The sequence below is a fragment of the Bacillus sp. FSL M8-0077 genome (assembly GCF_038050255.1).
Taxonomy (GTDB): Bacteria; Bacillota; Bacilli; order Bacillales; family Bacillaceae; genus Bacillus; species Bacillus altitudinis.
On the sequence record NZ_JBBPAF010000001.1, the window covers coordinates 2,265,957 to 2,286,176 of the forward strand.

Genomic DNA, 20,220 nt, shown 5'->3' on the forward strand with positions numbered 1-20,220 from the left:
ATCGGCTATACCATTCTATGAGGAGGCGAAGGTAATTGGAAACAAAGCTTTTTTCACCTTGGACATTAAAAGGTGTCACACTCAAAAACCGGATCGTCATGTCCCCGATGTGTATGTATTCATCCTATGACCGTGATGGAAAATTACAGCCTTTCCACTTTGCACATTATATTTCCCGTGCGCAAGGTCAGGCCGGGCTAATTATGGTCGAGGCAAGTGCTGTTTCACCTGAGGGAAGAATTAGTGATCGGGACCTCGGGATTTGGAGTGATGAGCACATTGAAGGGTTTGCCTCATTAAACGAACAAATCAAAGCGTACGGAACAAAAACGGGCATCCAGCTAGCCCATGCAGGACGCAAGGCTGAGCTAGATGGTGACATTCTTGCTCCATCCAGCATTCCATTTGACGAGCAATCGAAAACACCCCTCGAGATGTCTGTTGATCAAATAAAAGACACGGTTCAGGCGTTTCAAGATGCTGCTGTCCGCGCTAAGAAAGCGGGATTTGACATCATTGAGATTCATGGTGCACATGGCTATTTGATTAACGAATTTCTCTCACCGCTTGCCAATCACAGGACAGATGAATATGGCGGTTCACCAGAAAATCGTTATCGCTTCTTGAGAGAAGTGGTTGATGCAGTCAATGAAGTGTGGGATGGACCATTATTTGTCCGTGTATCCGCCTCTGATTACACAACAAAAGGACTTGATATTGCAGATTATATTGGCATTGCCGCATGGCTGAAAGAGCAAGGAGTCGATTTAATTGATGTTAGCTCAGGGGCTGTGGTGCAAGCCAGCATTCAAACATTCCCCGGCTACCAAGTCACCTTTGCTGAGAAAATAAAAGAAGGTGCCGGCATCCAAACAGCCGCTGTCGGTATGATCACATCTGGTATACAGGCCGAAGAAATTTTACAAAATCAGCGTGCTGACTTAATCTTTATCGGCAGAGAATTTTTACGGGATCCGTATTTCCCAAAAACAGCCGCTAAAGAGCTTCGTACATCCATCGAAAGCCCGCGCCAATACGATCGTGCTTGGTAACATCTCTAAGCAAAAAGGTGTCTATTTTTTGAAATAGGCATCTTTTTTGTTTTTAAGAGAAACATCTTTGCCTTTTGTGCCGTCTTTTAGCTAAAGAACCACTTAGAGGAGATGGAAGAATGAACTCGGCATTGATTGAAAGAACGTATCATATAGATGGACATCACTTTTATACAAGGCATCGTCAAGGGAAAAAGGAAGCCACCATTATTTTTGAAGCAGGATATGGAATTTCAGGCGATACGTGGGCGAATATCGCTCGTGATATTGACCCAGAGCTTGGTGTTTTCTTATATGACCGTTTAGGCAATGGAAAAAGCAGCGAAAGCAAAGAAGGAAGAACTTTGCATGATCTTGCGGATGATTTAGATACACTCTTACATCAAGCCAATATTCAGCCGCCATTTCTCATTGTGGCGCACTCATTTGGCTCTCTTGTCAGCCGCTTATGGGCAAGCCGCAGAAAAGAAGATGTTATCGGTATGGTCCTTCTAGACCCAGCAAGTGAGGAGCAAGAGCAGGTCATTCTGCCGCTCTTATCAAAGGAAGAACGCACTTCATATATGGCGCAGTTCACAGCAGAATGTACACATGAGGACTTTGAGCAAATGCTGCGTACGATCAAAGAGGAGCAAACGCATTATGGGATGATGCCCCTTCTTGTCATTTCATCAGGCAAAAGCCGCTTGTTTCATCCAGCACATGAAGCTTGGCTCAGGCTTCATAAACGAATGCTCACATTGTCATCCCAAAGCGGATGGATTCAGGCGCAGAACAGCTCACACTATATTCATCACGATGAACCGCATATTGTGCAGCTTGCGATTTATGATGTATGGTGTGCAGCAAAACAGCCTGTCTCTTATTATCAAACAGCCAACTAAAAACAAAAACTCCTTGACCGGACATCAGTCAAGGAGTTTTTTCATTATACCGTTGGTGCTGATTGACTTTTCTCAGACAGCAGCTTTTCAATGCTGACAAGCTGAACGCATAACGTAAAGATGTCAATCGCCTGCTCTAGTTCTTCAAGCGTTGGGAACGTTGGCGCAATACGGATGTTACGATCAAGCGGGTCGTTTCCATAAGGATATGTCGCCCCTGCACCTGTTAGTGTCACACCTGCTTCTTTTGCTTTTTGCACAACAGCTTTTGCACAATGATCGAGTGTATTTAAGCTAATGAAGTATCCACCATTTGGCTTGTGCCACTCAGCAATGCCTTTTCCGCCAAGCTTTTCATCAAGGATCGAAAGAACGAGGTCAAACTTCGGCTTAATAATCGCTGCATGCTTTTTCATATGTTCCTTCAATCCTTCTGGATTTTGGAAGAAACGAAGGTGTCTTAATTGATTGATTTTATCTGGCCCAATGGTTTGAACTGATAGCTGTTTTTGAATAAAGCTGACGTTGTCCTGACTAGATGCCATCAAAGCAACACCCGAGCCTGGGAACGTAATTTTAGAAGTAGAAGCGAACATAAACACTCGGTTTGCATGTCCTGCTTTGTCTACTGCTTGAAAAATATCTTTTAACGCATCAGGCGTATCTGTTAGATGGTGGACTGCATAGGCATCATCCCAAATAATACGGAAGTCGTCTGCTTTTGTCTGCATGGAAGCAAGACGGTCGACAACCTCATCTGAATACGTAATGCCGTCAGGGTTGCTATATTTTGGTACACACCAAATCCCTTTGATGGCTTCATCTTCTGCAACCAATTTTTCTACCTGATCCATGTCAGGCCCATCCGACTTCATATCTACCGTAATCATCTCTATGTTAAAATGCTCACAAATGGCAAAATGACGATCATATCCTGGGCTTGGTGCTAGGAATTTTACCTTTGGAAGCTTGCCCCAAGGTGTTTTGCTGCCATATACGCCGTGAGTCATGGCACGGGCAATTGTGTCATGCATCATATTCAGGCTAGAATTACCGCCGATGATGATTTGTTCTGGCTTCAGATTGAGCACACTGGCAAAAAATTTCTTTGTTTCAGGAAGGCCTGTCAAGCCGCCATAGTTTCGCACATCTGTACCATCCTCAGCTGTCATTGCATCCTTTGATGTCACGACATCGAGCATGCCCATAGATAAATCGAGCTGTTTTGGTGAAGGTTTCCCTCTAGACATGTCTAAGTGTAAGTTTTTACTTTTGTACGTTTCATACTCTTTTTGTCGTGCTGCATATAGGTCATTTAATTCTGCTTCACTTAACGCTGTAAAACCGCTCATCTTTGATTGTGCCTCCCGTATTCTTCATAGTGTAATTCGTCATTTGTTTTTTCTTCACCATTTTACCACTACCTGAAAAAGAGCGTCATCATAAATATCAAAAAAATCACACAACTATTTTTAACGATTCATCCAATTTTTACAGGGTACGGTCAATAGGAAAAGAAAAGAAATCGTGTGCAGCTTCAGTCAGCGGGAATATATCGCGGGCTTCTTTGAGTAATTGTTTCAGTGACTCTTCCCCTTGGTACCGTGCACTAATATGGGTCAAAATCAGTCTTTTTGCGCCTGCTTCCTGCGCTGTTTTTGCTGCCTGTTCTGTCGTACTGTGATAATAATTATAGGCTAGTTCTGCATCTTCTTTCCCAAATGTTGCTTCATGGACTAACACATCCGCATTCTTGGCAAGCCTTGTTATATTCTCGCACAAACGGGTATCTCCTGAAAATGCAACGATTCTCCCTTTTTTAGGGGGTTCCAAATAATCGGTTCCATCAATGATTCTTCCATCTTCAAGTGTAACGGTTTCCCCATTTTTCAACTTCTGATACAAAGGTCCAGGTTTTACACCGATTTTTTTTAGGTCTTCGGCTTTTAGTGCACCGGGTATATCTTTTTCCACGACCCGATAACCGTAAGCTGGGATCCCATGAGACACTCGTTTTGCTTCTACTTGAAAGGTATCATCTTCAAAAACGGTGCCTTCCTCTATTTCTATGATATGCAGTGTATAAGTCAAATGCGTTTGTGTCGCTGAAAGTGCTGCGTTTACAAAAGCTTTAATGCCACTTGGACCATATATCGTCAATTCATCCTCTCCGCCTTGAAAGGACCGGCTGCCAAGCAGACCCGGGAGACCATATACATGATCACCGTGCATATGCGTGATAAAGATTTTCTCAATTTTTCTTGGTTTAATCGTTGTATGTAATATTTGATGCTGCGTCGCTTCTCCGCAATCAAAAAGCCACACGGCTTTTCTCTCTTCTAAAAGTTTCAGCGCAGTGCAAGTGACGTTTCTTGTTTTTGCAGGAATGCCTGCACCTGTTCCTAAAAAGAGCAGTTCCATTACGATTTCCTCCTACAGCCGGTATACAATCTCTTCATTCATATAGAATACATGAAGACAGGATAAATGTGAATTCAGCGGAATTTTTAAAAAAAGTCAGACTCGGGCAGAAAAAGTCGAATCAAATGTTTGCTTTACGAACAATGAACCTTTAAAATAAAGAAAATGTACATACATTCTCGGTTTTTACAACAATGCTACGAATAAAGTGAGGTACTTTTCGTGAATACAGAAACTAACTATCCAAAAGCAGTCATTGTCATTTTTGGCGCAACAGGAGACCTTGCAAAACGCAAGCTCTACCCTTCTATACATAGACTTTATCATAGCGGAAAGCTTGGAGATCAATTCGCTGTTGTAGGTGTTGGACGTCGTCCTTGGTCTCATGAAGACCTAAGAGCTGTGGTAAAAGAATCGGTCTCTTCTGATGATGCAGAAGCAAAAACAGAGGAGTTCATTTCTCATTTCTATTACCATGACTTTGATGTCTCAAGCCCTGCTTCCTATCAAGCACTGAACACACTTCTTTCTGGTCTTGAAGATACATACAGTATCCCGAATAACCGGATGTTCTATTTAGCGATGGCACCGGAATTCTTCGGAACCATTGCGAAGTTTTTAAAAAGTGAAGGCGTATCAGAAACGACTGGATGGTCTCGACTTGTCATTGAAAAACCGTTTGGTCATGACCTCCCTAGTGCCAAAACATTAAATGAAGAGATCCGAGATGCATTTACAGAGGATCAAATTTATCGTATTGACCACTATCTTGGTAAACAGATGGTGCAAAACATTGAGGTAATTCGTTTTGCGAATGCGATCTTTGAACCGCTTTGGACAAACCGCTATATTTCAAACATTCAAATCACATCGAGTGAATCATTAGGTGTCGAAGACCGGGCGAGATATTACGAGAGTTCTGGTGCACTGAGAGATATGGTACAAAACCATATGCTTCAAATGGTTGCACTACTAGCCATGGAGCCACCGATTAAGCTCAATACAGAGGAAATCCGTAGCGAAAAACGGAAAGCATTGCGTGCGCTTCGTCCTTTCTCGAAAGATGAAGTGGATCAATTCTTTGTCCGCGGACAATATGATGCAGGAACGATTGATGGCAATATGGTTCCTTCCTATCTTGAAGAGCAAAATGTGGACCCAAACTCCAACACAGAAACATTCGTTGCAGGGAAACTTCTCATCGATAACTTTAGATGGGCCGGGGTACCATTTTACATTCGTACAGGAAAACGTCTAGAAAAGAAATCCACTCAAATCGTGGTTCAATTTAAAGACATTCCGATGAACCTGTACTACGGAAACGGGAATTCCATGCATCCAAACTTACTTGTGATTCACATTCAGCCAGACGAAGGCATTACCCTTCACCTCAATGCTCGCAAGCTTGATGGCGGAACGTATGCTAAACCAATTAAGCTGGACTATCAAACAAATTACAACGACATCATGAATACACCAGAAGCGTATGAAAAGCTGATTCATGACTGTTTGCTAGGTGACGCAACAAACTTTGCCCACTGGGATGAAGTGGCACTGTCTTGGAACTTTGTTGATCCAATTTCAGAAAAATGGGCTGAAACCAAAACGTTAAAACCAAATTATCCTGCTGGTTCTATGGGACCAAAAGAAGCAGATCAGCTTCTTGAAAAAGATGGATATCACTGGTGGAATATTTAAAGAACATGAAGAAAAGCACCTAATGACGCCTGCGTCAAGGTGCTTTTCTTCTCCTAATCTCTTTATAAATGGGTACCTTCATTCAGCAGTTCAGCGAAAAAGAGATAGGCTTGATCAGATAGTTGTGGGAGGTGCTCATGTCCATATTCGTGATAAACAAGTAACTCTTTCGATGATGGTATATTGTTATAGGCTGCAAATTGTGTAGATGGTGGGCAAATTTGGTCTTCTAGTGCAGTGACAAACAGGACATCAGCTTTGATACGGCGAGCGACATGCTGAATATCTATGTAGCCAAGTCTTGTGAAATACTTGGCCTCATGCTCATGAAAAGGATCAAAACGTCGAAAGAAATCATGAAGTTCTTCATATGCCGATTGCTTGACATCTAATGAGAATGCCCGTCTATAGTCAGATAAAAATGGATAAACTGGTAGAACCTTTGCAATAGACGGCTCAAGTGCTGCACAAGCCACAGCCAATGCACCACCCTGCGAAGCACCAAAAGCCCCTAATTTTGTTTCATCAACCCAAGCAAACGATGCCAAAATCCGTGCTGTTTGCACTGTATCTAAAAACACATGTCTGTAATAGAGCTTATGAGGATCTTCATCCTCCAACCCACGAATAATATGTCCTCTTAGTGTTGTTCCTTTCACTTGCAGATTGTCTTCTGATTTTCCGCCCTGTCCTCTACAATCCATTGCAAGCACAGTAAATCCTTCTGCTACGTAGGAAACTTTATCAAACCAATCTCCACTTGAGCCATGATAGCCGTGAAACATCGCGATACCAGGCGATTTCTTTCCTTTAGGAAGATTTTTTGGCTTGAGCAACTGACAATAAATTAGTGCACCACCAACACCTTCGAAATAAAGATCGTAGCACTCTGCATGCTTTGTTTGAAAAGAGGCTAGTTTCATCTCGTAGTTCAGTGGCATTTCGTTAAGCTTCTTTACATTTTCATCCCAAAAATCATCAAAATCAGTTGGTTTTTCATTTAAACCTTTGTACTGTTTTAATTCAGGTAAGGATAAATCAACCTTCATATAAACGTTCCACTCCCTTGCTCTTCATCTATCATGTATATGATACTTTCAGCCATTTATACCGTAAGTCATTGAAGCAACCGCCCTCTGCTACTTTGTGAAACATTCAGAGACCTGTCTTTGTTATTTCAACTGTTGAAAACACAAACTTATCATAGCGATGTCTACTAAAAGAATATTCAAAAGGTATACCTGTATTTAAGTAAGCCACTTGTTCTACTTCAAGCACTGGGTCACTTGCCGCACAGCTTAAATATATTTGGTCAAGTCCATCCGACTTGGCAGCTCTTATTTTCTTATGGGCTCCAGCAATTTTTAACTTGAGCGTATTTGTTATATATTCATAAACAGAACCTTGCAAGACTTGTTCATCAATATCTGAAATGACATTGACCGGCATAAAGGTTTTCTCTAATACATACGGCTCATCTTCGACAAGACGAAGACGAAGAATATCGTATACTGGCACACTTTGATCGATTGATAAATGTGCCGCTACTTCTTCTTTTGGAAAACGAACATCGAACCGAATGATTTGGCTGGATACCTTCTTGTCTGCAAGTACCTTTGTTAGTCCTTTGTTTTCCTGACCAGACACATTCACTGCACCCTGATTTAAGACGGTTTTGACAATGAATGTACCGTGACCTCTTTTTCGAAATAAAAGCCCTTCAGCAACAAGAATATCTAGTGCACGCTTCATCGTCATACGACTGCACTTAAATTCAGCGGCAAGCGAGTTTTCATCTGGAATGGGTTGATTTTCAGGATAGTATTGATTTAATATTCTTTTTCTAACTTCTTCAGAAATAAGTTCATACTTTGTCATCTCATACCACCAACTGACTTGTTTTATTCAGCACGTCCTTCTTTCTCTACTGCCCTTAAGAAATGGAATAGCGCCCCGACCTTACCTGCATCATTTCCTAAGGCACATAGATCCACCTCTGTGATATCAAGAGTTTCTTTTCGAATCCGCTTCATTCTGTCCTTCACTTCTCGAAGGACTTCCGTTCTCGCACTAATTCCGCCACCAATGAGAAGTTTCTCTGGGGCAAGTGCATGAACAATGTTGCTAATACCAATAGATAGTGCATCGTAGAACGAGTTTAGTAAACGAAGAGCATGCACGCAGCCTTCTGCAGCGCGCTGAAAGATTTCCTGACCTGACATCACCTCTCCAATTTGTGCTTCAGCTTTCTCAACAATTGATCGAGTTGATGCAAGGTTGCTAAATGAATATTCATTGATTGCCTCATGAAGCTGTTTACCGTAGGACAGTGTCATCAATCCAAATTCTCCAGCCATACCAATACTGCCTCTATGAAGGTCACCATTCAGAAAGATGCCGCCACCAATTCCTGTACCAACAGTGATACAGACAAAATGTTGACAGGCTTTGGCATGACCCTTCCATTTCTCAGCAAGTGTGACACAATTGACATCATTCTCTAATTCTACACGAAGCCCGAGATGCTTAAAAGTTTCCTTCACATTTTGATGCATCAAATCTGTTACAGCCCCTGCAAAATGGACATATCCTGATTCAATATCTACAGCGCCTGGGATACTTAATGCAAGCCCTTCAATTTCTGTTTCGTTTCGATAACTAGCCACAATCTCTTCAATCTCTTGAAACGTTTTCCCCATCCCCTGCTCAGGTGTTAGCGTCTCTCCACTTTTCTTCATTTCAGCATCACGTGTCATCAAACTATGCTTTATCGTTGTCCCACCAATATCAATTACAACAAAATGGCTCATTTTCATCCCTCTTCTATGCTGAAATAAGAAAAATACCTGCTCTTCCCAAGTAGAAGAGCAAGTATAGCTTACTTAAAATCCATTTGTTTTTGAAACCTGCTTAAACCAATGACCGCTTTTTTTAATGGTTCTTTTCCCATTTTCATGAAGATTCACAGAAACAAAGCCATATCGGTTTTTATAAGCATTCGTCCAGGACCAATTATCCATAAATGTCCATAAGTGATAGCCTTTTACTTGACTCCCCTCTTGAATAGCTCGGTGAACCCACTTTAAATGGTCTGAAATAAATTCAATTCGGTAATCGTCATGAATGACTCCTTCTTCATCCATAAAACGTTCTTCACCTTCTACACCCATACCATTTTCAGAAATAAAGCATTCAATATTTCCATAGTCGGTTTGAACCTTCTTTAAAATATCGTATATGCCTTTCTCATAAATTTCCCAGCCACGATAGATATTCATTTTTCGACCTGGCATCTCAAAATAATCAAAATAATGATCAGGCATAAATGGCGCATTTGGGTGTGGAAGGTGTTCCTTTGCTTTTACCCTTCTCGGTTGATAATAATTGATTCCTAATAAATCGATTGTGTTTTCTTTGATGATATCTAAATCACCGTCTTCTATTTTTGGTAAATATCCTTCCTTTTTCAAAATATCGACAAGTCTTTGTGGAAATTCTCCCTTAACAGCAGGATCTAAGAAGGAGCGATTGAAGAAAGCATCTGCAATCTCAGCAGCTTCTAAATCTTGTGGATGTTGACTTCTTGGATAAGAAGGAGTCAAATTTAAAATGATCCCGATCTGTCCCTCCTGCTTTAACTGCCTGTAGGCCTTGATTGCCATTGCATTTGAAAGAATTTCATGAAAACCTACCTGCACCGCCTTTTGAAAATCAACCTCATTTGGATAGTGAAAGCTATACATATAACCGCCTTCTACTGGCACAATAGGTTCATTGTGTGTAAACCACTTTTTCACACGATCTCCAAACAATTTGAAGCAGGTGCTGGCGTATACGACGTAGTCCTCGACAACCTGTCTGTTCGTCCATCCACCGATTTCTTGCAGCTTCATAGGCATATCAAAGTGATATAGATTCACAAACGGTTCAATGTCGTGTGCGAGTAGTTCATTAATAACATCATTATAGAACTGAACAGCATGCTCATTGACCGCTCCTCTCCCCTCTGGCATCAGCCTTGACCAAGAGATTGATAACCTAAAAGAATTGTGACCTATTTCTTTCATTAAACGAATATCTTCTTTATATTTTAGATAAAATTGGGACGTTTCCCCAGGGCCTACACCATGAAAAAAACGGGTTGGTTCTTGTTCAAACCAATAATCCCAAATATTTTTCCCTCTGCCATCACCAGGAATCGTTCCTTCCGTTTGTGTGGCAGATGCAGAAGATCCCCACCAGAATCCATCTGGGAATTCGTAGTTTAGCTTGCTAGTTTCAGTCGACATTGATTGAATCTCCTTCGCCTTGAATTGTAGCAGTTTTTGTATTTTCTACTTCTGCTGCTTTTTCATTTTTCACGTTCATTCTGTCAATAAATTTTAGGAAAGGGAACCAGATGACAAAAACAATCATCAAGTTGAAGAGCTGCAAGAGTCCACCTGCTAGCGAGTTGGTTGCCATGATACCACTTATAAAGATTGGTACCGTCCACGGAATGTTAACACCGGTAGGCGGTGGTACTATTCCTGCTGCCATCGCAAAATAAGAAATACATGTAATGACCATTGGCGCCAAAATCCACGGAATCAGAATAAGTGGATTCATCACAATTGGTAAACCGAAGATAATCGGTTCATTGACGTTAAATAATCCTGGTCCTAAGCCGAGCTTTGCCACTTGTTTTAATTGCTTACTTTTTAGGAAAATTAAAATCGTAAACACAACAGCCAGCGTCATACCGGTTCCGCCCATTCCAACCGTATATACTTCGATAAACTGTTTGCTGATGATGTTAGGAACCTCACCTGTTTTTGTATAGCTTTCAAGGTTTTGAATGGACAACGTATTCCAAATCGGGTCCATGACAGAGTTGATAATGATTTGTCCGTGTAACCCAAAGAACCAAAGAATCTGAATAAAGAAGACGGCAATGAGTGTTGGAATAATCCCGCTCCCAAGTCCTACAAGTGGCGCTTGAACTGCATTATATATCAAATCATGCATATTTGTGTTAAACACTTGTGTGATCAAAATATTGATTAGCAAAAAGGTCGTCAGTGTTAGTGTTGCAGGAATAAGTGCTGCAAAAGATTTAGCAACAGCAGGCGGCACGCCAGCTGGCATACTGATGACAAATTTTCTCTTTACGAAATATTTATATATTTCAGCTGATGTGAAGGCAGTAATCATCCCGAGAAACATCCCTTTTGCACCTAAACGATCAACTGGAATCACACCAGCAATTGCTTGCCCTCCTTCTTGTTCCAGTAAAAATGGCGTTAGCAATAAAAATGATGCAAGTGCAATGACACCGCCAAAAACAGCTTCTACGTCATAGCTTTTTGATAAATAATAACCGATCCCAAAGACAACAAAAACCGTCATAATGCTTATCGTTGCACTTGGCGCAATACTAAGTGCCGATTGGAACGTCTCGAGTGCAGACTGACTCATAATTTTATTTAAGAATGGCAAATTCATCAATACAACCATAATTGAACCAAAGATGGTCAGTGGAAATGCGAGCATAAATGCATCACGCAGCACACCAAGATAGCGATTGTTATTTAATTTTCCAGCAATCGGAATTAAAATTGCACTTATTTTGTCAAACATTGGTTTCCCCCCTTGTTACACCCTTTATTTTTTCATTGATTGGAAAATCAGTAAAAGCTCTCCCACAAGCTCTTTCATCGTCATTGTTGACATTAAATGATCCTCTGCATGCATGAGTAGTAAAGAGAAATTTGTTTTCTCTCCACCCGCTTCCTTCTGAATCATCTGAAAATGAATCTCATGCGCTTGACTTAAATCATCTTCTGCTTGCTTAAACAGTTCAAATGCTTCTTCCGTCTGATTATTCCTAAATACTTTGAGCGATTGAATGATCTTACTTCTTGCATTTCCACTATGCAAAATAAGTTGAAAGCTTATCTGTTCCTCTGTTAAATCTTGAAGCGCTTTCTTTTCCATCAAAATTCCCCCATCAATTTAACCGCTTGTTCATATGCCTTTTGACCATCGGCAAGTCCATATGCCTGCATATCAATCACATCTACTTGAATACCATATTTTTGCGCTTCTTTTTGAAGTTCACCTTTTAGAAAACTCATTTGCGGCCCAATGAGAACAACATCTGCATTCGCCATATCCTTACGTGCCTGATCCTGACCGACTGCCCAGATCTCTGCTTCTTCCCCTATTGATTCTGCATGTGCTTTCATTTTCGTCACTAGCAAACTAGTAGACATCCCTGAACTACAAGCCAACAAAATACGTTTCATATCTCTCACCTCTGAAATAATTTATTAAGCGCTTTCAAATATTATTATATATGTTTTATTTTAAATGTCTAGACATTTATTTATAAATGTTTGTATATAAAGTGAAAAAAGCAACGAATTTTAATATACACGCTACTTTTATCACATGATTTATCTTTTTATAGCTTAAAATACAGGGTATTTAGTCATTCATCCGCAAACATATAGCGTATTAGCTTACTTCTTTGGTTGTAAACTACACTGCACAAGCGCTAGCTCCTTTGGCTTTCAAATATACCCAATTAGAATGAGATCAATGACACCTTTTATAATTCAAGATCATTAAGTATCTCATTCATGATTTACACTATTTATCCTTTTCCTGCCTGAAATCCAGGGTATTTTGTCATACCGCCGTCTACATATAACGTCAACCCTGTCACATAGCTCGCCTCTTTTGATGCAAGCCAGACAGCACAAGCTGCCACTTCTTCCGGTTTTCCAATATAACCAATCGGTATCAGCTCAATGACGCCCTTTTTCAAGGCTGGATCGTTAAATTTTTCGGCATTGATCGGGGTATCAATTGCGCCTGGTGCAATGCTGTTTACGCGAATTTTTTTAGGGGCATATTCTAGTGCCAGCGTTTCTGTCAAAAGCTTGGCGCCTCCTTTACTTGCTGCATAATGGACAAAATGAGGCCACGGAATTTGCTGATGGACCGACGACATATTAATAATTGATCCTTCGATCCCGTGTTCTGTCATATACTTTAATGCATCACGGCACCCTAAAAACATGCCTGTTAAATTGGTAGACATCACTTTGTTCCAGTTATCTAGCGTCATTTCAGTTGAAGGAACTTCATTTTCAATTCCTGCATTATTGATCATGACATCAAGACTGCCATATGTATCAACAGCTTGATCAATCATCGCCTTCATATCCTCTTCTTTTGATACATCCCCTTGAATTTTGACAGCCTGTCCGCCACTTTTTTGAATCTCAGCAATCGTGTCGTCCGGGTTTTCTTTATCGGAGAAGTAATTGACCACTACATTGGCTTTTTCTTGTCCAAACCGGCGTGCCATCGCCTGACCTATCCCTGTGCCTGCTCCTGTGATAAGAACAGTTTTTCCTTCCAAATCTGGATACATTCGCTTAAACCTCCTATTTTGTAAAACCTAGTAGCACACCGCCTGCGATAATCATCAAGCAGCCTGCAATGACAAAGCTTGTTTTTGATGCTTTCTCTTTTAATAAATAAATACCGCCTAAAGTCGAGATGACAATTCCTGTTTGAGACATGGAAAAACTTACTGCTACGCCAATGAGTGGAATCGCCAAAAGAAGCCCTAGATTTCCTGTCGACCACACAAGACCAGCAATGATATTTCTGAACGTATATTTGCTAAACGGGTCTTGCTTTAGACTAATCGCTAACGATGAAAGCAGCATGCCGACAGATTGCGGAACGAGCGCAGACCAGCCATCTATATGAAACCACCTTAAAATGACGACATATCCGACGTAGCCTACGGTTGAGATGAGCAAAATGATGATTCCCTTTTTAAAATTGCCGCCTTCGTTTCTCCCACTCTTTTTTTGACCGAGTGATGTCATAACAACACCAGCAATAATAAATAAAATGGCACAAGAACCAATGAGTATGACCGTCATGGTTTGCCATTCTTTGAAGACGATGACACCAAATAATGTCGTGCTCACAAGCTGCATACCCGTTGATAAAGGAACAGCCTTTGACACCCCTAGAAAGGCGACACTTGAAAGCTGATTCATTTGCCCAATACTCCAAAAGATCCCAGAGATAACGGAAACCGCAAAAATAAGCGGTGTCAGTTCCGGCATTTTGATCAAATAGGCGCCGATTGAAAACAAAAAAGCGCCGAGGGTAATCCCAAGTGTTTGCTGATAAGCATTCCCGCCAAGTTTGACACTGATGAGAACAATACTTCCCCAAAATATCGCTGGGAGAAGCGCATATAAAATGCCCACTTCTAACCCTACTTTCTGTTCTTTTTTACTTAGCATCCCTCTTTTTCGGATTTTTAGCCGAATAGATGTAAACACAAAAAAGACCTTACCAAGGTAAGGTCTTTTGAGGTTTTATACTTATTTCATCCATTCAGTATGGAAGACGCCTTCTTTATCTGTGCGCTCATACGTATGTGCGCCGAAGTAGTCACGCTGTGCTTGAATTAAGTTAGCTGGAAGGACAGCTGTACGATAGCTATCAAAGTAAGCAAGTGCACTTGAGAATGAAGGAACAGGAACACCTTGTTCTACTGCAAGTGAAATCACTTTACGAAGTGATGATTGATAGCTTTCTACGATATCCTTGAAGTAAGGATCAAGCAATAGGTTTTTCAATTCAGGGTTACGGTCATATGCTTCTTTGATTTGCTGCAGGAAGGCTGCACGAATGATACATCCACCGCGGAAGATCATCGCAATTTCACCGTATTTCAAATCCCAGTTATACTCATCAGATGCTGCTTTCATTTGCGCAAAACCTTGTGCATATGAGCAGATTTTACTCATGAATAGGGCTTTTCTAACCGCTTCGATCAGCTCTTGTTTATTCTCTGCTGATTGCGCTGGCTTAGGACCTTCGATTAATTGACTTGCTTCAACACGCTCATCTTTCATTGCTGAAATGTAACGCGCAAAAACAGATTCAGTAATGATTGGAAGCGGAACACCTAGATCAAGAGAGCTTTGGCTCGTCCATTTTCCAGTTCCTTTTTGTCCAGCTTTATCTAAGATCACATCCACGAGCGGCTGATTTGTTTCTTCATCCACTTTTGTGAAAATGTCAGCTGTAATTTCAATTAAATAGCTGTCAAGTTCGCCTTTATTCCACTCTGAGAATACTTCATGAAGCTCCCCTGCTGATAATCCAGCGACATGCTTCAAGATAAAGTATGATTCAGAGATCAATTGCATGTCTCCGTACTCGATACCGTTATGAACCATTTTGACATAATGTCCTGCTCCATCTGGACCGATATACGTTGTACAAGGCTCACCATCTACTTTCGCAGAGATGGCTTCTAAAATTGGTTTCACTAGCTCGTGCGCTTCTTTTTGACCGCCAGGCATGATAGAAGGACCTTTAAGTGCGCCTTCTTCACCGCCAGAAACACCTGTACCAATGAAGTGAATACCACTTTCCGCAAGCTCTTGGTTACGTCTTTGTGTATCCTTGTAATATGTATTTCCACCATCAATTAAAATGTCACCTTTCTCTAGGTGAGGAAGTAATGATTGAATGGTTGCATCTGTTGCTGCACCTGCTTTTACCATTAAAAGAATTTTACGCGGCGTTTCAAGCGATTGAACAAATTCTTCAATGCTGTATGTGCCTACAACGTTTTTCCCTTGTGACTCTTGAAGAAACTCTTCTGTTTTGCTGCTAGATCTGTTATAAACGGACACGGAGAAACCGCGGCTTTCAATATTTAGGGCAAGGTTTTTCCCCATAACGGCTAGTCCAACGACACCGATTTGTTGTTTTGACATAATTCTGACGTCCCTTCTAACACACTATATTGATTACTGCTGAAATGATGTACCCTTTGAAATTACCACAACATCACCTCTTTTATCAAGTTTTCAGGCTAGTCATTTCCTCTTTCGTCCTGAAAAAAGTCTTTATTAAAACTTGTACCACTTGTTTTGCTCTCTTTTTCCTTGATGGTCACCCCTCTTTGAATGAGTGGTTTACCGTATTTTTCTTTCAGTCCGTCTAAAAGAGATTGGAGCGGTTCGTCTTTTGCATCTTCTGTATAAGAGAATAAATCAAGCTGCTTGACGGCTGATTTTCGTTCCACAAGATCGGTCCCCGTCACACCTAAAAGTCTTACTGGCTGGTCATTCCAATGCTTTAGGAATAGCTGCTTTGCCGCCTCAAAAAGATCTTCCTTTCGATCAGTTGGATTCGTGAGTGTGACGCTCCGTGTGATATTTTTCCAGCTTGCATACCGAATCATAATGAGCAGCCGGTTTGCCATCACTTCTTTTCTTCGTAATCTGGCACTCACCGATTGCGACAGTTTCTCTATTAATAAGACGAGTTCATCTGTATCATCAGAATCGTGAGGAAGAGTAGAAGAATTGCCGACAGATTTAAATTCGTATATTCTTTCTGGGTCGACAATGCCGTCATGCTCTCCGTTTGCCTTTTGCTTTAACCTCGGTCCATTGATGCCTAATAACTCTTTCAGCGCATATTCATTCGCTTTCGCTAAATCTTCAATTGTATGAATTTCGATGGTTTTCAGCTTATCTGCCGTTTTCTGTCCAACCCCATGCATGTCACCTGCAGGGAGCGGCCAGAGCATTGTCGGGACATCTCGTTTACGCAAAATGGTAATGCCCATTGGCTTTTTCCAATTAGACGCCATCTTCGCTAGAAATTTATTTGGTGCAATGCCAATACTAGAAGGAAGCATGAGCTCTTCTACTAGCCTCGTTTGAATATCATGGGCGGTTTTCACGGCATGCTCAGCATAAGGTGTATCGGTTAAATCAATATAGCCTTCATCAATTGAAACGGGTTCAACTAAGTCACTGTATTCTCTTAGTATGGTAAACATTTCTTGTGAGGAGCTGCGGTATCGGTCGAAGTTGGGTGTACGCACAATCAGTCCTGGACAAAGCCGCTTCGCTTCCCAGAGTGGCATCGGCGGCTTCACCCCGAGTGCTCTTGCCTCGTAGCTGCAGGTCACAACTATCCCTTTGCGCTCTTTTGCATTTCCGCTAATGGCTAAAGGTTTCCCTCTCAAAGAAGGATCATACGCCATTTCTACCGATGCATAAAAACTATTCATATCAATATGAAAAATGATTCGCCCCTTCTTTTGAGAATCAGCCATTTGCTTGCCTCCTTAGGTGATCTACTTTCCTTCACTTCACCGTGATTTCACCTGTTTGTTCCATTAGACATTTCATATGGTGTATAGTACACTGTGAGTAATGAAATGGATGTGATAATCATGATTATTGATACATTCAATGAAGTCTTTTTCCTTGTTGAATTCTTTACGATTATTCTTCCAGCGCTGACCGCCATCGGTATTGCTTTCTTATTAAAAGACTGCCGAATGAACGAGCACCTCGGAGGACATCGTTTAGAAGAGTTGGATGCATCTTGTTTGAATCGAACAGACTTTCTGTTTATCATATATGATCGCATTACAACTTGGATTAGTAAAGTCATTCGAATGAAAAGATCATCAAATGATGATGAAGACCATTCGCTTCCTCTCTCTTATTAGATTTTATTATTGAGGAGGAAACGAATTGAAACGTTTATTGACTATTTGTACGACTTTATTTTTTATGATGGTAGCGTCACCGGCATTTGCTGCAAGTGCGCAAACAAATACAAGCTCTGATGGGTTTTTCCATCATTATTTTGTTCAGCCTTTTTCTGAGTTGATTATCTGGCTTGCGAACTTTTTCCATGATGACTACGGTTTATCTATTATGTTCGTGACATTGATTGTGCGGCTGCTTATTTTCCCGCTTTTTGCAAACCAATTTAAAAAGCAGAGAGTGATGCAAGAGAAAATGGCACTCGTTAAACCTCAGATTGACCAAATACAAAGCAAATTGAAAAAAACGAAAGAACCTGAAAAACAAAAAGAACTGCAAATGGAAATGATGAAAGTATATAAAGACAACAATGTGAACCCGCTGGCAATGGGCTGTCTGCCGATGCTGATTCAAATCCCAATTGTTCTTGGCTTTTACTCGGCAATTCGCTCAACACCTGAGATCGCAACACATTCGTTCTTATGGTTTAACTTAGGACAAACTGATCTTTTGGTGGCGATCTTTGCAGGAGCCATGTATTTCTTACAATTTTACGTCACACAAAAATTCGCAAAGCAATCAGGCACCCAAACAGAAGCTGCACTGAAACAAGCAAAAATCATGGGCATGATTTTCCCAGTCATGATGCTGTTTCTGTCAATTAATGCTCCCGCTGCTCTTCCTTTATATTGGATGACAAGTGGACTTCTACTCACCATTCAAACAATTATTTTAAATGTGATGTACCAAAAATCAAAAACAAAAGCTGCGGCAAACGATTCAATGAACCCAGCTGCTGAATAAATTATAGCCCCCTTACCTGAACATGATAAGGGGGCTTTATTTGTCTTCTGTTCAGCGTGAACGTAGAGCAGAACAAATAAAAGATTCGTGAGCTCCGGCATGCAAAATGGCCCCTTATCCATAGATAAGGGGCCTTTGTTTATGCCAATTCCTCTTTCAATCGCTCAGGCAATTGATCAAGATCCTCAATTTTCCCTAGAAACTTATTAGGGTCCACTTGTAAAATCATCTTGTTCTCTCTCTCAACGACGCCGAAGAAATATTCAGATGCTTTTGTGTTCATATGAAATGGCTTGATCTCACTTAGCTCGATATCAATGATATCTTTTGCATCAGAAACAAGGCAGCCAATCATTTGATCGTTTAATTCAAATAATAGAACCTTAGATTGTTCGGTTACATCAAGAGGTTTTCCGTGCAGCATGACACCTGTGTCACTGACTGGAATGACCTCTCCTCTTAACGACATGAGTCCTTTAATCTCTTTTGGAAGGTTGGATACTTCTTGTAAATAAGGGACCTTCTCAATCGAGCGTATATGTTCTACGCTGATGCCAAAATCCTCTTGTCCCACCTGGAAAATAATGATCTTTTGCGTGCTCACAGAGTCTCCTGCCTTTACGATGGATTTGTCGTTTCTTCGATAATGGCGAGAACCATTTCAGCTGTCTTGACTAATTCTTCAATCGGCATTTTCTCATTTTTCGTATGAATATCTTCATATCCAACAGCTAGGTTGACGGTCGGGATGCCGTTTCCAGCAATGACGTTTGCATCACTGCCTCCCCCGCTTGTCTGTAGTTCTGAAGGACGGCCAATTTTCGCAGCCGCTTTTTTCGCCACTTCAACGACTTGATCGCCGTGTGAGAATTTGAAGCCTGGATACATGATGTCAATTTGTACATCGGCACTTCCGCCCATTTCTTTAGCGGTTTTTTCAAAGGCTTCTTTCATTTTTGCTACTTGTGCTTCCATTTTTGCCGGTTCTAAAGAACGTGCCTCTGCCAGAATATCTACTTGATCACAGACAATATTCGTTTGTGTTCCGCCTTCAAAGCGGCCGATATTCGCCGTTGTTTCTTCATCAATACGGCCAAGCGGCATGCTGGCGATCGCTTTTGATGCAATCGTAATCGCAGAGACGCCTTTTTCAGGTGCCACACCTGCGTGAGCTGTTTTTCCGTAAATGGTTGCACGTACTTTCGCCTGTGTTGGCGCAGCCACGATAATGGTACCGACCTTGCCATCTGAATCAAGCGCATAACCATATGTTGCTGTCATCAGTTTCGGATCTAACGCTTTTGCTCCTACAAGTCCTGATTCTTCACCAGCTGTAATGACAAATTCAATCTTGCCATGCGGTACATTTTTCTCTTTTAGGACACGGATCGCTTCAAACATCGCAGCAAGCCCTGTTTTATCGTCAGCACCAAGAATGGTTGTGCCATCTGTCTTGACATAGCCGTCTTCAATGACTGGCTTAACACCATTACCTGGTACAACTGTATCCATATGAGAAGTAAAATAAATCGTATCTGCCTCTTGATTCCCTTCAAGTGTGCAAATAAGATTGCCTGCTCCATGGCCGGTTGTCTCTTTTGAATCATCTTCAACTACATTAAGCCCTAAACCAGTAAATTTCTCTTTTAGGACTTCAACAATTTTTTCTTCATGTTTCGTTTCTGAATCGATTTGAACAAGTTCTAAAAATTCGTCTAATAAGCGTTTCTCATTGATCATGATGATGTTCCTCCT

At 41.1% G+C, this 20,220-nt stretch carries 20 protein-coding genes; 5 read left to right on the forward strand and 15 right to left on the reverse strand.

What is annotated here, in order from left to right:
• Window positions 1-35 precede the first annotated feature (35 nt).
• A complete protein-coding gene (gene namA, locus NST57_RS11625; protein ID WP_341298585.1) occupies window positions 36-1,052 on the forward strand; it encodes an NADPH dehydrogenase NamA in 1,017 nt (338 codons plus the stop codon).
• Between the two features lie 119 nt (window positions 1,053-1,171).
• Window positions 1,172-1,936, forward strand: a complete 765-nt coding sequence (locus tag NST57_RS11630) for an alpha/beta fold hydrolase (RefSeq protein ID WP_108611157.1) — start codon at window positions 1,172-1,174, stop codon at window positions 1,934-1,936.
• A gap of 44 nt (window positions 1,937-1,980) precedes the next feature.
• On the opposite strand, the gene NST57_RS11635 is transcribed toward NST57_RS11630, so the two are convergent.
• Window positions 1,981-3,288, reverse strand: coding sequence for an aminotransferase class I/II-fold pyridoxal phosphate-dependent enzyme (locus NST57_RS11635; protein WP_341298586.1), 1,308 nt, complete (start codon window positions 3,286-3,288; stop codon window positions 1,981-1,983).
• 139 nt (window positions 3,289-3,427) lie between these two features.
• On the reverse strand, window positions 3,428-4,357 hold the full coding sequence (rnz, locus tag NST57_RS11640) for a ribonuclease Z (RefSeq protein WP_341298587.1): 930 nt from the start codon (window positions 4,355-4,357) through the stop codon (window positions 3,428-3,430).
• A 222-nt stretch (window positions 4,358-4,579) separates the two neighbouring features.
• Between rnz and zwf the strand changes: the two genes are divergently transcribed.
• Complete coding sequence (gene zwf, locus NST57_RS11645; RefSeq protein ID WP_341298588.1) at window positions 4,580-6,055, forward strand: glucose-6-phosphate dehydrogenase; 1,476 nt, start codon at window positions 4,580-4,582, stop codon at window positions 6,053-6,055.
• A 62-nt stretch (window positions 6,056-6,117) separates the two neighbouring features.
• On the opposite strand, the gene NST57_RS11650 is transcribed toward zwf, so the two are convergent.
• From NST57_RS11650 to NST57_RS11700, 11 genes are all read right to left on the reverse strand, one after another.
• Window positions 6,118-7,104, reverse strand: a complete 987-nt coding sequence (locus NST57_RS11650) for an acetylxylan esterase (RefSeq protein WP_142155452.1) — start codon at window positions 7,102-7,104, stop codon at window positions 6,118-6,120.
• Window positions 7,105-7,210: 106 nt separating this feature from the next.
• Window positions 7,211-7,933, reverse strand: coding sequence for a GntR family transcriptional regulator (locus tag NST57_RS11655; protein WP_073414000.1), 723 nt, complete (start codon window positions 7,931-7,933; stop codon window positions 7,211-7,213).
• Window positions 7,934-7,956: 23 nt separating this feature from the next.
• The gene (locus NST57_RS11660; protein ID WP_160141247.1) at window positions 7,957-8,865 is read right to left on the reverse strand and encodes an ROK family protein; all 909 of its coding nucleotides are present in this window, start codon (window positions 8,863-8,865) and stop codon (window positions 7,957-7,959) included.
• Window positions 8,866-8,937: 72 nt separating this feature from the next.
• Window positions 8,938-10,344 (reverse strand): glycoside hydrolase family 1 protein, encoded by a 1,407-nt coding sequence (locus NST57_RS11665; RefSeq protein ID WP_073413996.1) that lies wholly within the window; start codon window positions 10,342-10,344, stop codon window positions 8,938-8,940.
• A complete protein-coding gene (gene celB, locus NST57_RS11670; protein ID WP_073413994.1) occupies window positions 10,334-11,674 on the reverse strand; it encodes a PTS cellobiose transporter subunit IIC in 1,341 nt (446 codons plus the stop codon). Before celB ends, NST57_RS11665 begins: the two co-directional genes overlap by 11 nt.
• A gap of 24 nt (window positions 11,675-11,698) precedes the next feature.
• On the reverse strand, window positions 11,699-12,031 hold the full coding sequence (locus NST57_RS11675) for a PTS lactose/cellobiose transporter subunit IIA (RefSeq protein ID WP_073413992.1): 333 nt from the start codon (window positions 12,029-12,031) through the stop codon (window positions 11,699-11,701).
• Window positions 12,031-12,342 carry a PTS sugar transporter subunit IIB gene (locus NST57_RS11680; protein WP_073413990.1) on the reverse strand — a complete coding sequence of 104 codons (312 nt, stop codon included), beginning with the start codon at window positions 12,340-12,342 and terminating at the stop codon, window positions 12,031-12,033. The genes NST57_RS11675 and NST57_RS11680 overlap by 1 nt, the downstream gene beginning before the upstream one ends.
• A gap of 350 nt (window positions 12,343-12,692) precedes the next feature.
• The gene (locus NST57_RS11685; protein ID WP_309219640.1) at window positions 12,693-13,478 is read right to left on the reverse strand and encodes an SDR family oxidoreductase; all 786 of its coding nucleotides are present in this window, start codon (window positions 13,476-13,478) and stop codon (window positions 12,693-12,695) included.
• 13 nt (window positions 13,479-13,491) lie between these two features.
• The gene (locus NST57_RS11690; protein ID WP_341299219.1) at window positions 13,492-14,337 is read right to left on the reverse strand and encodes a GRP family sugar transporter; all 846 of its coding nucleotides are present in this window, start codon (window positions 14,335-14,337) and stop codon (window positions 13,492-13,494) included.
• 117 nt (window positions 14,338-14,454) lie between these two features.
• On the reverse strand, window positions 14,455-15,864 hold the full coding sequence (gndA, locus tag NST57_RS11695; protein WP_065460666.1) for an NADP-dependent phosphogluconate dehydrogenase: 1,410 nt from the start codon (window positions 15,862-15,864) through the stop codon (window positions 14,455-14,457).
• 98 nt (window positions 15,865-15,962) lie between these two features.
• A complete protein-coding gene (locus tag NST57_RS11700) occupies window positions 15,963-17,219 on the reverse strand; it encodes a DNA polymerase IV (RefSeq protein WP_341298589.1) in 1,257 nt (418 codons plus the stop codon).
• A 120-nt stretch (window positions 17,220-17,339) separates the two neighbouring features.
• Here NST57_RS11700 and NST57_RS11705 point away from each other — a divergent pair, with 120 nt between their 5' ends.
• The gene (locus NST57_RS11705; RefSeq protein WP_008342247.1) at window positions 17,340-17,621 is read left to right on the forward strand and encodes a hypothetical protein; all 282 of its coding nucleotides are present in this window, start codon (window positions 17,340-17,342) and stop codon (window positions 17,619-17,621) included.
• A gap of 25 nt (window positions 17,622-17,646) precedes the next feature.
• Window positions 17,647-18,465 (forward strand): membrane protein insertase YidC, encoded by an 819-nt coding sequence (locus NST57_RS11710; protein WP_445818789.1) that lies wholly within the window; start codon window positions 17,647-17,649, stop codon window positions 18,463-18,465.
• Between the two features lie 139 nt (window positions 18,466-18,604).
• Here NST57_RS11710 and NST57_RS11715 read toward each other — a convergent pair whose 3' ends face one another.
• Together NST57_RS11715 and NST57_RS11720 are read right to left on the reverse strand one after the other, a co-directional pair.
• The gene (locus NST57_RS11715; RefSeq protein ID WP_008342245.1) at window positions 18,605-19,069 is read right to left on the reverse strand and encodes a chemotaxis protein CheW; all 465 of its coding nucleotides are present in this window, start codon (window positions 19,067-19,069) and stop codon (window positions 18,605-18,607) included.
• A gap of 14 nt (window positions 19,070-19,083) precedes the next feature.
• Window positions 19,084-20,205 carry a M20/M25/M40 family metallo-hydrolase gene (locus NST57_RS11720; RefSeq protein ID WP_142155458.1) on the reverse strand — a complete coding sequence of 374 codons (1,122 nt, stop codon included), beginning with the start codon at window positions 20,203-20,205 and terminating at the stop codon, window positions 19,084-19,086.
• Window positions 20,206-20,220: the final 15 nt, after the last annotated feature.